This window comes from Neisseria sp. (assembly GCF_030527965.1).
Taxonomy (GTDB): domain Bacteria; phylum Pseudomonadota; class Gammaproteobacteria; order Burkholderiales; family Neisseriaceae; genus Neisseria.
This window is the reverse complement of record NZ_JAUMZU010000017.1, coordinates 47468-60510: the sequence shown is the minus strand read 5'-3', so window position 1 is coordinate 60510 and position 13043 is coordinate 47468. Positions and strand designations below refer to the sequence as shown.

Annotated in this window: 12 protein-coding genes; 5 read left to right on the top strand and 7 right to left on the bottom strand. The window is 47.3% G+C overall.

The genetic code is table 11. From position 1 onward, the window contains the following. Positions 1-266, top strand: a 266-nt coding sequence (locus tag Q4A84_RS08740) for a hypothetical protein (RefSeq protein WP_303088543.1), incomplete at its 5' end; no start/stop codon positions are given. A 30-nt stretch (positions 267-296) separates the two neighbouring features. Here the strand turns inward: Q4A84_RS08740 and Q4A84_RS08735 are convergent. After that, complete coding sequence (locus Q4A84_RS08735; protein WP_303088542.1) at positions 297-1802, bottom strand: calcium-binding protein; 1506 nt, start codon at positions 1800-1802, stop codon at positions 297-299. A gap of 527 nt (positions 1803-2329) precedes the next feature. Here Q4A84_RS08735 and Q4A84_RS08730 point away from each other — a divergent pair. Further along, positions 2330-2704 (top strand): adhesin, encoded by a 375-nt coding sequence (locus Q4A84_RS08730; protein WP_303088541.1) that lies wholly within the window; start codon positions 2330-2332, stop codon positions 2702-2704. Between the two features lie 108 nt (positions 2705-2812). On the opposite strand, the gene Q4A84_RS08725 is transcribed toward Q4A84_RS08730, so the two are convergent. Genes Q4A84_RS08725 through Q4A84_RS08710 form a run of 4 tightly spaced genes read right to left on the bottom strand, consistent with a single transcriptional unit; the run spans position 2813 to position 6318 of the window. Further along, entirely contained in the window at positions 2813-3658 is an 846-nt protein-coding gene (locus tag Q4A84_RS08725; RefSeq protein ID WP_303088540.1) for a metal ABC transporter permease, read from the bottom strand. Continuing rightward, positions 3651-4523, bottom strand: coding sequence for a metal ABC transporter permease (locus Q4A84_RS08720; RefSeq protein WP_303088539.1), 873 nt, complete (start codon positions 4521-4523; stop codon positions 3651-3653). The genes Q4A84_RS08725 and Q4A84_RS08720 overlap by 8 nt, the downstream gene beginning before the upstream one ends. Beyond that, positions 4517-5437, bottom strand: a complete 921-nt coding sequence (locus tag Q4A84_RS08715) for an ATP-binding cassette domain-containing protein (RefSeq protein WP_303088538.1) — start codon at positions 5435-5437, stop codon at positions 4517-4519. Before Q4A84_RS08715 ends, Q4A84_RS08720 begins: the two co-directional genes overlap by 7 nt. Beyond that, entirely contained in the window at positions 5437-6318 is an 882-nt protein-coding gene (locus Q4A84_RS08710) for a metal ABC transporter substrate-binding protein (protein ID WP_303088537.1), read from the bottom strand. The genes Q4A84_RS08715 and Q4A84_RS08710 overlap by 1 nt, the downstream gene beginning before the upstream one ends. A 533-nt stretch (positions 6319-6851) precedes the next feature. Between Q4A84_RS08710 and prfB the strand changes: the two genes are divergently transcribed. Continuing rightward, complete coding sequence (gene prfB / locus Q4A84_RS08705; protein ID WP_303088536.1) at positions 6852-7955, top strand: peptide chain release factor 2; 1104 nt, start codon at positions 6852-6854, stop codon at positions 7953-7955. 79 nt (positions 7956-8034) lie between these two features. On the opposite strand, the gene Q4A84_RS08700 is transcribed toward prfB, so the two are convergent. Together Q4A84_RS08700 and Q4A84_RS08695 are read right to left on the bottom strand one after the other, a co-directional pair. After that, positions 8035-9516, bottom strand: a complete 1482-nt coding sequence (locus Q4A84_RS08700; protein ID WP_303088535.1) for a subtype B tannase — start codon at positions 9514-9516, stop codon at positions 8035-8037. 87 nt (positions 9517-9603) lie between these two features. Beyond that, entirely contained in the window at positions 9604-10719 is a 1116-nt protein-coding gene (locus Q4A84_RS08695; RefSeq protein WP_303088534.1) for a siderophore-interacting protein, read from the bottom strand. A 274-nt stretch (positions 10720-10993) separates the two neighbouring features. Here Q4A84_RS08695 and rsmG point away from each other — a divergent pair, with 274 nt between their 5' ends. Both rsmG and Q4A84_RS08685 read left to right on the top strand, forming a co-directional pair. Then, positions 10994-11620, top strand: a complete 627-nt coding sequence (gene rsmG / locus Q4A84_RS08690) for a 16S rRNA (guanine(527)-N(7))-methyltransferase RsmG (protein ID WP_303088533.1) — start codon at positions 10994-10996, stop codon at positions 11618-11620. A gap of 68 nt (positions 11621-11688) precedes the next feature. Next, positions 11689-12456 (top strand): ParA family protein, encoded by a 768-nt coding sequence (locus tag Q4A84_RS08685; RefSeq protein ID WP_303088532.1) that lies wholly within the window; start codon positions 11689-11691, stop codon positions 12454-12456. Positions 12457-13043 lie beyond the last annotated feature (587 nt).

Genomic DNA, 13043 nt, shown 5'->3' with positions numbered 1-13043 from the left:
ACGGACTGTTAATCCGCAGGTCCCTGGTTCGAGCCCAGGTCGGGGAGCCAAATTTTAAAAGCCTAAACAATCGTTTAGGCTTTTTCTTTTTTAGTACCACCAAACTCAGTCATTATTTTCTGAATAAAATTTTCTCACTCTGTGAGCCGGAGCCGCTTGGAAAAAGAAAGGTGTTTCTTGGTTTGAGAAGCACCTTTCAATTGTCGGGGCACATTTGGAGCTATCCAGGCGGTTTTGAGTTTACTGTGTTGAAAATCGCCTCATGATAACTTTCGCGTAATTCAGGCCAAACTTCATCAAATAATCTCAAAGCTGGTGTGGTCAAGCTCGGCCGGTTTGCCTGAATTTAAAACGGTGGCCAATTGAATAATGTCTCTTCGGTCTCCCGAGCCGTCGGCATCATAATAAAGCGCGCCGTCTGCCTTGTTGTAGATAATGTGTTGATTCGCCGTGGATGCTTTTGTTCCGTAAGTAAATTCACTGGCGTCTACACTGTTGCCCAGAGCTGAATAATACTCTGAGTCTAATTGGATTTTATCCAATTTCTGAGTGAAATCGGTGATGATATCCCTATCATCTTGATAAAAGATTGAGCTGAAACGGAACTTATCTGCGCCGCTTCCTCCGGTAACAGTATTAAACGAGTCAAATAAAACGATATCTGAGACGGGTTCAATATCTAACCAACCTTGAAAAATGGATACGTATCCGCCTCTTGAATCCATAATCAAAATATCATCACCATTTCCGCCGTCTAAAGTATTGCTTCCGTATAAGGCCGAAAGGGTATCGTTGCCGTCCCCGCCATAGAACGCATTACTGCCAACATATCGAATGTCGCCTTCTCCTTGAAGGTTATTATCAATAACATCGACTGAAAAATCAGAGTCATCGGAAATAATATCATTACCTGCTCCTCCATAAATCGTGTCGTCTCCATAACCGCCGGAAAGGGTATCGTCCCCCTGCCCGCCGTGGATGGTATCTCCTTCTTGATTATGATGATCCATATACCCTGTATGGATGGTGTCGTGCGGCCTAAAACCGTTACCTTGTGGTGCAGGGCGGATCTCTCCTGTAGTGATGAATGAAGGGTATGCCCAAACATCATAATGAATATTGTAAGAATCGCCTCCTCCGTTGATTGTGTCGTTTCCCTCGTTGCCGTAAATGACATCGTTGCCTGAACCGCCTTGAATGGTGTCGTTGCCTTGATTACCGTAAATGATGTTGTTTCCGGCAATATCATTAATCATATCATCGCCGGTGCCACCGTAAATCGTGTCGTTTCCTAAACCGCCGTTAATATTATCGTTTCCCGCATCGCCGAAAAGCTTATCGTCACCGTTGCCACCGAAGATTTGGTCTTTGCCGGGGCCTCCGTGAATCGTGTCGTTACCTGTTAAGTTGTCGGAGCCGACACCGTCTCCGTACAGTTTGTCGTCACCCAAATCGCCGTCAAGAAAGTCGTCTCCACTCTCTCCGTAAAGAATGTCATTGCCGGCATCGCCGTCAAGGTGGTCGTTATCAATTCCTCCGTAAATGGTATCCGAGCCGGCCTCTCCTTTAAGGAAATCATTACCTTCGTGTCCGGCAAGGAGATCGTTGCCCTGTCCGCCGTAGATTCGATCTGTGCCTTTCCCGCCATATAAATTATCGTTTCCCTCGTTACCGTATATTAAATCATCGCCTAAATGGCCTTTGATGGTGTCATTTCCCCTAAAGCCGAAAATTTGATCGGCCAAGTAAGTCCCGTTGATAATATCGTTTTTGTTGGTGCCGTTAATTCTATGTAATGCCATATTGCCTACTCCTCATTTAAGATTACAAAATAAAACACGTAAGTTTATCTGATTGGAATAAACTTACGTGTAGACAGTATTCAATGTTAATAATTCCATAAAAAAGCAAGTTTGAATAAAAATATGATAATGATGCTTGTTTGGTTTTTAACTAAATGCAAAATCTTTCTGGCTTGTTTTGGCATGTCGGCTATTTTCGGGCAATTGAGCTTTGCCGTTTCTATTCCTTAATTAAACAACTGAGATGTCAGCCAGAGCTTATCTAGAAAGTATCTGAATGTTCTTTTTATGTAAAAGAGGAGAAAAAAAGCGGATTTTGAGAATAATGGTCGAGTGGTTGTATGTGCAAAGGGACAAGTTCGTTAAAGAAGTTATTCAATTGAATAACGAATTAATTGAATTTACAATATTTAACAATTTGGATTTATATTTTAAACATAGATAGTATTAGGATTATAGCGCTTTGTAAGCACATGTAGTGGTATATCGTAAGATATTAATTAAATCTTTTTTGTGGGATATTCTCAATGAAACTATTATCAGCAGTAATCGTATTGTCTTCGTTAGTTTCCGTAACTGGTACGGCAATGGCTGCATCTGACAATCCAACCGTTGCTAAAAAAACCGTAAGCTATCGTTGCCAACAGGGCAATCGTGTGGCCGTTACCTACGGCTTCAATAAACAAGGCCTGACTACTTATGCATCTGCTGTTGTGAAAGGCAGACGTGTGACTATGCCTATTGATTTGAACCGCTCGGATAATCAGGAAACTTATTATGGTAAACAAGGCGGTTATGTCTTGGGTACCGGTTATATGGATTCGAAATCATACCGTGATCAATCAATCATGATTACTAACCCTAACGACGAAATTATTTATAAAGATTGTTCGCCTCGTTAATCAATGATTTTGCCAGAAAGCGCTTTTGAGATTGTCATCCGATACCGAATAAGTGCTTTCATGATGAAATGCCTGTCTGAAAAATTTTCAGACAGGCATTTTTCTTTTTTAACCATGATGGCTGAAGGCTTTTGAGTGGGAAAGTTTGGAATATGTGAGAGCGAGCAGAAACAATACAGCCTGCAATATGACAATACAAGGGCCGGTGCTTGCATTAATGTGGTAGCTGAGAATGGTACCGAATATGCTGGTGAGCACTGAGGCGGAGACAACGATCAGCATCATGCGATCGAAGCGTTTCGTCAGCAGAAATGCAGTAATGCCGGGAGAAATCAGCATCGCAACCACCAATACGACGCCGGCTACCTGCATGGCGGTGATGATGGTTAGGGCGAGCAAAATCAGTAGGCCGTAGTGTAGAAACTGGGGGCGTAGCCCGGCAATACGAGTTTGAACCGGGTCGAAGCAGTAGAGCAGGAAATCACGCCGTTTCAACAGAATCACTAAGGTAACGACGGTGCAGATAGCAAGCGTTTGAATTAATTCTTCACGGCTTACCCCCAGAACATTGCCAAACAGAATATGGGTCAAATGCTGGTCGGTTTCCACTTTGGTAAACAGTACGAGACCCAAAGCAAACATACCGGAAAAGACAATGCCCATCACGGTATCCTCTTTTAAGCGGCTGTTGTTTTTCAAATAACCTACGCCGATTGAGCAAAACAGGCCGGATACGAACGCGCCGGCCGACAGCGGAAGCCTGAACAGAAAGGCGAGCACGATGCCGGGTAATACGGCATGCGATACCGCGTCGCCCATCAGAGACCAACCTTTGAGCACTAGATAGCAGGAAAGCAGCCCGCAGGTAATGGCGACAATCATGGCAGTCAGCAGCGCATTCTGCATAAACGGGAAGCTGAGCGGTTCGGCAAACCAGTTGATGATTTCAGACATGATTGGCTTCTCCTGCTTCATCCAGCGCCGCATTCAGAGATTTTTGCCGAAACAGGCCGTATTTGGGTGCAAACAAGAAAGCCAGCAGAAACAGGGCGGTTTGCAGGCAGACAATAATGCCGCCGGTGGCGCCGTCGAGAAAATAGCTGGCATAAGCACCGATGGCGCTCGTCAGAACACCCAACGCCACGGCAATCAACACCAGCTTGCCGAAGCGGTCGGTTAGCAGATAAGCCGTTGCGCCGGGCGTAACAACCATAGCGATAACCAAAATGGCACCGACCGTTTGCAAGGCGGATACGACACAAGCGCTAAGCAGGCAGAAAAACAAGACCTTGTAACGTATCGGCGAGAGGCCAACCGCTACTGCTTGCGTTTCATCGAAAAAAACCAGCAACAAGTTTTTCCATGTGAACAGTAAAAAAAACAGGCATACGCCGATAATAATGGCTACCTGAAAAATGTCTTCGTCGGAAATCCCCAGAATATTGCCCAATACGATTTCCTGTACATTAACCGAGGTTGGATTAACGGAAACGACAAACAGCCCGACAGCGAAAAACGTGGTGAAAATAAAGCCGATGACGGCATCTTCTTTCAGATGGGTAATCGATTTAATCCATAAAATCGACAGGGCCGCCAATATGCCCGATACAAAGGCTCCGGCTGAATAGGGCAGGCCAATCGCATAGGTAATGGCCACGCCGGGCACCACCGAATGCGACAAAGCGTCGCCGATTAGAGACCAGCCCTTCAGCATCAGATAAGACGATAAGAAAGCGCAGATGCCGCCCACGGCGGCGCTCAGAACAATGGCTTTGACCATATACTGGTAAGTAAACGGCTCCAGCAAGGTGGCTAGCATGAGGCATCTCCTCCCTTGCTTTGTTTTTCGGCTTCCGGAGGATGCTCGGGGTATTTGGCGGCCGGAGGATCGTTTTTGGTTTGCCCGTAGAAGACGGCGGGGCGTTCGTCGTCGGTCAAAACGGTAACGACGCGTTGGTCGCCGTCTTCATGAAGATCGCTGCCGGATAAGCGGAAGTGGCGTAAAACGCCGCCGAAAGTCAGCTCTAAATTGTGCTGGTTGAAGGTGGAAGCCGTTGCGCCGGAAGCCAGTATGGTGCGATTAATCATAACCACTTGATCGCAGAAATCAGGCACCATGCCCAAGTTGTGCGTGGAAACCAAAATCAGGTGGCCTTGCGCGCGCAGTTGCCCCAATAGCTCGACAATAGCATCTTCGGTTTTGACGTCTACCCCTGTAAACGGCTCGTCCAGCAGGATGACTTTGCTTTGCTGTGCCAGCGCGCGTGCCAGAAAAACCCGTTTTTTCTGCCCGCCGGAAAGCTCGCCGATTTGGCGTTTGGCCAAATGCTCGATGTCTACCCGCCGCATCGCTTCGCGTACTTTCTGTTTGTCGGCCTCTTTGGGCAAGCGCAGGAAGTTCATATATCCGTAACGCCCCTGCATCACCACATCATAAACCGATACCGGAAATTGCCAATCCACTTCTTCGCTTTGCGGAACATAGGCAATCAAGTTGCGCCTAAGCGCTTGTGATACGGTCAAACCGCACAGGCGGATGCTGCCTTGCCGCGGTTTGACCAATCCCATCAGGCTCTTGAATAAGGTGGACTTGCCGCTGCCGTTGACGCCCACCAAAGCGCAAGTGGTGCCGCCTTCCAGCATAAAAGAAACATCATGAATGGCCGTGTGGCCGTTGTTATAGCGAACGGTAACCGATTCGACACTGATAGAGGCAGTGGCTTGCTCAGACATTATTTTTCAAACCCTTTGGCAATCGTAGAAACCGTTGTATTTAACAAATCCAGATAAGTCGGTACCGGCCCGTTCTTGGCCGATAGAGAGTCTACGTATAACACCCCGCCGTATTTCGCGCCCGTTTCGCGCGCAACCTGCTGGCTGGGGCGAGGCGAAATGGTACTTTCGCTAAACACCACGGGAATATGATTTTTCCTGACCACATTAATCACATTGCGCACTTGTTGCGGTGTGCCTTGTTGCTCGGCGTTGATAGGCCATAGATAAACTTCTTTGAAACCGTAATCTCGTGCCAGATAGCTGAAAGCACCTTCGCTGGTAACCAGAAACCGCTGATTCTGAGGCACGCGCATTAATTTTTCCCGCAGCGGGCGGTCGAGGTTTTTAATTCGCTGGGCGTAGGCCGCCGCATTTTTGGTATAGATAGGGGCGTTTTTAGGGTCGTATTTTATCAGTGCGTTTTTAATATTTTCTACGTAGATTAAGGCGTTGCGGGTAGACATCCAAGCATGAGGATTGGGCATGCCGCGATAAGGGCCTTCGTGAATCGAGATGGGCGCAATCCCTTGTGTGACCACGACGGCCGGTTTGTTGCGCACATTTTGAAAAAAACGCTCGAACCAACGCTCTAGATTCAAACCGTTCCACAGAACCAGATCGGCGGTTTGTGCTTTGGCAATGTCTTGCGGTGTCGGCTGATAATCGTGAATTTCCGCTCCCGGCTTGGTAATGGACTCTACCGTGGCCGCATCGCCGGCAACATTCTGAGCAATATCTTGAATCACGGTAAAGGTTGTGATGACTTTTAATTTTGCATAAGCCGATGTCGTTGCGGTTAAAGCGATGAGCATATAGAACACAGGCAATAATTGGCGCATTCGTTTCTCCATAAATAATGAATGATAAAAGTAACCGGCTAATCTACTATCATAAAATAAATGAGAATTACTATCAATATAATTATTTTGCTTACCCGACCAAACCGAGCTTTAATGGATGCGACGGTTTAAATTGATTCTGCAAAAATAGTAAAGAAGTTTATCATGTATTTTGTGATGTCTTTAGTTTGCTATTGGCTTGGCAATTTATTCAAGCGGCGCTATTTATTTATCAAAGCCAAATATTTTACCGTAATTCTATGTTGCGATTGTTTAATAAGGCTATCTTGGAGATAGGAGAAGGTAAATTAAATGCATGGTTTATGGTGGGTTCTGGTTGATATTTATGATAAACGGATTTTAGTGGATTGGCGTGAATCATGCTAATGCTTCTGCCGCATGAGCTTATCGTGGCGCGGTGTCGGGTTAATAAAGCCTGCCTGAATGGAAAGTTTTCAGACAGGCTTTGCATGGAAAAAAACGCGTCAATCTATTACAATACGCCCCTAAAATTTCAAGAGAAAAAGAACATCATGGAAGCCGAAAGCATCAATCAGCTTAGCAATACCTTAAACGATTTGGAGCAGCGCAGCGCAGACATTCGCGTTTATTTGGATTATCAGGGCAAGAAAGACCGTTTGGAGGAAGTGATTGGGCTTTCCGAAGACCCTGAGCTCTGGAACGACCCGAAAAAGGCTCAGGAAATCGGCAAGGAGCGGAAAATTCTTGAAGGTATCGTGCTCACACTGGACAATATCGGCAACGGTATCGAAGACAATCGCATGTTGATTGAGATGGCGGTGGAGGAAAACGACGAAGCCGGGTTTGCTGCCGTGCAACAGGATGTGGCGGTATTGGAAGCGCAGATGGCCGATTTGGAATTTAAGCGCATGTTCAATCAGCCGGCCGATGCGAACAACTGCTTTATCGACATTACCGCCGGTGCCGGCGGCACTGAGGCTGAAGATTGGGCTGGCATGCTTTTGCGCATGTATAGCCGCTATGGCGAGCGCAAAGGTTTCAAGCTGGAAGTTTTGGAGGAAGACGAAGGAGAGATTGCCGGTGTTAACCGGGCGACCATCAAGCTGGAGGGAGAATATGCCTACGGCCTTTTGCGCACTGAAACCGGCATCCATCGCTTGGTACGTTACTCGCCGTTTGATTCGAATAACAAGCGGCACACTTCGTTTGCTTCCGTATTCGTTTATCCCGAGGTAGACGATAGCATCGAGGTCGACATCAATCCTGCCGATTTGCGTATTGATACCTACCGCGCATCGGGCGCGGGCGGTCAGCACATCAATAAAACCGATTCCGCTGTGCGCATCACGCATGAACCGACGGGCATCGTGGTGCAATGTCAGAACGACCGTTCGCAACATGCCAACAAGGCGGCGGCGATGGATATGTTGAAAGCCAAGTTGTTTGAATTGGAAATGCGCAAGCGCAACGAAGAAAAGCAATCGTTGGAAGACAGTAAGTCGGATGTGGGCTGGGGGCATCAAATCCGTTCGTATGTGTTTGATTCTTCCCGCATCAAAGATTTGCGCACCGGCCATGAAGTGGGCAATATCAAAGCCGTGATGGATGGTGATTTGGATGGCTTTATCGAAGCCAGTTTGAAACAGGGTGTTTAAATAAAATACCGAATAAAAGTAAACAATGCCTGTCTGAAAGTGTTTTCAGACAGGCATTGTTTATGGAAGAAATGATTTTCTATTTTTGAGTGGAGACTTGTTTCATCCAGTCGAATAAAGCTTCCAAGTCGTAATCGCCGCCGTGAGCCTGATCCCAAGGCAGAGCGAAGTCAACGGTTTTGCCTTCGTTTTGCAGCTTGGTGGCAAGGATAACGGGAATGGCCAGCGAGGTGTCGCGATCGTTGGTGCCTTGGCGGATGCGCCAGTTTTGCGGGCTTTGGGCACGGCCGATGTAGTGCATCGGGTTCATCATGTTGACAATTTTTTCATCAACGCGGGTGGCGTTTTGCACCGTGCTGTTGGCTTGGCTGAATGCAGTAAAGTGCTGCTTATCGACTGTTTCGGTGCCGAAAAGCTGGTTTTCTCCCGAGCTGAGATCCACGGCATCAAACGCCGGCGGTGTTTTTTGGCGGCCGGCAGCTTTGGCGTAAGCGGCAAAATTCATGGCAACGGCTTTGCCGTTTTTAACGGTGAGCCATTTGCGGTCGGTAAGGGTTTTGCCTTGGTCGAGCTGGGTTTGTGCCGATTGCATGATGTAATGGTTAACCAAATCTTTGAAGCTGCCATTGCCTTGTTTGTCGAGTTGCAATGTTTTTCCGCTGCTGTCTTTCAGATGCAGGCTGTTGATATACGTTGAAAATAAGGGTTTGAGTTGGCCGGAAAGTTTGATTTGCGCATCGGTCAGCGTGCCGGGAACCAGCTTGCGTTCAACATGGTAGTCGAGCTGGGTGATGTTCATTTTTTGGTAATCGTTGATGCCGTTGAATTGCCACTCGTAGGCGGCATTGGCATTTTCCAGATTGGTAATCGGGCAATAGGCGGATACGGCAAAAATATCGTCGCCTGCATCGGCTGCGCCCAAGGCTTTCAGATAAGGCTGATATTCAGAGGCATTGCCGCTGGCGCCGAGTAGAGCGGAAAGGGCGCCGCCGGCGCTGGTGCCGTTGGAAATGATTTTGTTGGCATCGCCGGGCATGGCGCGGTCATTGGCTTTCAGATAGCGTACGGCTGCTTTTAAATCGACAATCGCCGCGGGTGCTTTGCCGTTGGCTGAGGTGCGGCCGCGTGCGCCGGGCGAGGCGACCACGTAGCCTTTGGATAAGGCGGTTAAAATGGAGTTGGGTTGGTTGTTTTGGCGCTTATCCAGCTCCGGCTTGCCGGGCTCGCCGGGCATGTAACCGCCTACTTGGTTAGGGAAAAAGATTGGTGCGTTGTCGGCAGTGAAGCCGTTTATCGAACCGTTTTGATAGTATGCCTCGGGTACATAAACATTCATGCTTTGATAGCGGGTGTCGACGGGGTTTTGAACGTATACGATGCCTTCGTAAGCGCGGTATTGGATGGTTTTGCCGTTGATTTCGGCGCTTTGGGCTTGGCCGCTTTGTTTGCCGAAGTTTAAATCATAGTGTTGGGCGGCGACAGAAGAAACGGAAGTCTGGTTGGCTGCGCAGGCACTCAAACCTAAAACGACGGCGGTGGTAACTAAAGATTTTTTCATCATGACGGGGGTTTTAAAAATGGAGGGAAAATCATCTTACCTGTTTTCAGACAGGCTTATCAAGCGGCTTGCATAACGTGTTGTGTGTGGTTATTTGGTTTCTGCTTTGCGCCAATAGCCTTTGATTCGGCATGTTTTGCTGTCCAGCCCGACTTCATTGCGCAGGTATTTGCGCACGTTGGCGGCCGCTTGGGCTTCCAGAGCGCCCCATGCCGCATTGATTTCAGGCAGGGTTTTGAGCCGGCCGATGAGTTCTTCTGCGATGTTGGCAGAGCCGCTGATACGGTGCAATACGCTGCCGGAAGGCAATAAGCTGTCGGGCAGGTAGGCTTGGTCTGCCGCATCGGTTGTGATGCTGAAAACAATCGGCGGGCATGGGTTTTGCCAGTTTTCCAACAAGGCGGCTACGGTGGGAAGGGCGGTTTCGTCTCCGATGAGTATGGCTTGCCCGCTATGCAGATGGCCGGTGCTTTCATGGAAATCGGTGTTACTGCGGATGATGTCGCCCGGTTTCAGATTCTCCGCCCACAGGCTGCCTTCGGTTTGGCCGTGTAGGAATACGTCAACTACTGCCGTGTCATTAAAGGTTAGGTCTGGTCGGCTTTTACTGCTGCTGCGCAGGGTGTAATAGCGCATGCCTTCAAACAATTTATCCAATAATTGCCAGCGCTGCTCAGCCGAAACATTGCGCGCTTGTTGGATTAGCGCTTGTTGTTGTGCTTTTTCTGTTTCAGAGAGATGCACTTGCTTCGGATTGTCAGGCAGTTTGGCATGGGTTTTGAGGTTGAAATACCAGGCGTAACCGGGCTCGTTTTCGGGTATCGGCAATGCACTTTGCAAGATCAGCCGCTGCATGTGTAAGCTGGCTTTTTTGGTTGCCAATACGGTGAAATATTGGATTTTCCCGCTGCCTATCGGCTTGCCTTGCCGAGCTGCTGCATCGAAAATCAGATAGCGCATCTGCTCGCCGATATTGTCGCTTTCCAATAAAAAAGGGATGAAGCATTCTTGGGTTTTCTGTTCGGCATTTAGGCTTTCCAGCAGGCAACCTTCTTTGAAAATATCCAAAAGACGGGCGGATTTCGGCTGTTCGCTGCTGTATGCAAGCGCCAGATTCAGCACGGCCTCGGGGTGGTTTTCGTTGATATGCTCGATAATATCGGTTTTTTGCTCGATATCGTTTATCGGGGTGCGTTGTGCTTTCATACTGATTCTTTGTGATGTGTCGTCGGATTTGTTGGTTTATATGCTTAATGCCGTGTGCTCATGAATCTTTTTACATATAGGAATTAAGCTTTGCAAAATCGAAATATAACTGTTTTGTCGGCTGGTTAGGAAAATTTATGATTATTATTTCTATTTTTAAATGATGCCTGTCTGAAAATACGGATGGTGTTTTTTCAGACAGGCATTCAAACAATTCGCCCTGAATCGATTGTTTTCCGTTACCATTACGAGCAAATCAAAATAAGGAAAACCCATGGACAACAAACAAAAATTACAAATTGGCCTGCAACAAATGGGGCTGACGCTGACGACCGCGCAGCAATTGCTGCTGCTTGAATATGTGGCATTGCTGAAAAAATGGAACGGCACCTACAATCTGACCGCCTTGCGCGACGAAGCGTCTATGATCAGCCACCATATTTTAGACAGTCTAACCTTGCTGCCTTTTATTAAGGATGCCAGCAGCATGATGGATGTCGGTTCCGGTGGCGGCATGCCGGGGATTCCCGCGGCCATCTGCCGCCCCGACTTACAGATTACTTTATTGGATGCCAACACTAAAAAAACCACTTTTCTGCAGCAAGCGGCAATCGAATTAGGGTTAAATAACATTACCGTAGCCAGCGGTCGGGTAGAAGCATTACACGATAAGAAAGCCGATGTTGTAACCAGCCGCGCCTTTGCCGAACTAGCCGATTTCATTTTTCTGACCAAACACTTGTTAAATGAAAACGGCTATTGGGCAGCGATGAAAGGCGTTTATCCGTATGAAGAATTAGAACACGTTCCGGCCGGCGTTAAAATCATTCAAGTGCAGAAACTGGAAGTACCTATGCTCGATGCTGAGCGCCATATGGTTTTGATGAAGCCGGAAGCCTAGACCGAGCATACCTTTTTCCAGCGAATATAAGGTACAATTTCACCCATTCCAACTTATCAGCCACTATTATGAGCATAAACGTCATTGCTATCGCCAACCAAAAAGGCGGTGTGGGCAAAACCACCACCGCAGTCAATCTGGCTGCCTCGCTGGCTGCTGCTGGCCGTCGCGTGCTGGTGGTCGACTTGGATCCGCAAGGCAACGCCACGACCGGCAGCGGAATTGAGAAAAACAGCATCAGTAGCGGCGTGTACGCCGTTTTACTGGGTGATGCGAGCGTAAAAGAAGCCGTAATCCGAAGCGAAAGCGGCCGTTACGACGTATTGGCGGCCAATCGTGCGCTGGCCGGTGCCGAAGTAGAGTTGGTGCAGGAAATCGCCCGAGAAATGAGATTGAAAAATGCGCTTGAAAACGTAGCAGACGATTATGATTTCGTGCTCATCGATTGCCCGCCGACGCTGACCTTGCTGACTTTGAACGGATTGGTTGCCGCCAATGGCGTAATCGTTCCGATGGTATGTGAGTATTATGCTTTGGAAGGTATTTCAGATCTTGTGGCCACGGTAAGAAAAATCCGCCAGGCCATTAATCCGCAGCTCGATATCCTCGGTATCGTGCGCACGCTGTATGACAGCCGCAGCCGTTTGTCGCAGGATGTGTCGGAACAGTTGCAAGCGCATTTCGGGCAGCAGCTTTTTGTGACCACCATTCCCCGAAACGTCCGTTTGGCCGAAGCGCCGAGCCATGGCATGCCGATTTTGGCATATGACGCTAAAGCCAAAGGCACACAGGCATATGAAGCCTTGGCTCAGGAAGTATTGGCGCGCACCGCGTAAGGCTCTTTATCTGTTTGTTCCCTCGTTTTACAGTTTAAATTCGCATTACTGGAATGCCTGTCTGAATAGTTTTAGACAGGCATTTTTGTCATCATGAAATGATTCCAAGCAGTTGCATCCAATCGTTTTTTCAATATTTGCTACTTTAATGTAGCCGTAATTTTTATAGGAACAAAGCGCTGAATTCTGTTTTCAGAAGTGCAAAATCTAGATCATTGTGCTTTGCAGCCGGATTATATTGTTGCTCCGCATATTTAAAAAACAAAGAGAAAGCCTGTCTGAAAATTTCAGACAGGCTTTCTCTTTGTAAAGCGTTTTGATTTTTCGGATTATTTTTTAAATGAACGGTTGTTATTTGATATTAGATTGGAATAATAAAGTATGAAAATAAATATTTGGCATAGTTTTTGCTTGTGTATTGGTGAATCAATCTATTTAAAAGGGATTGCTCTAAATTTTTAATGACCTGTGTTTTATACTTTGGTTGGTTTTTAAGATAATCGGCTTTTGATTTTTCTGCTGGTTACAAGAAAAGTGTAAAAAACAATGCTGATTTGTGCAGGTGTTAAAACAGTATTTTTTGTTAC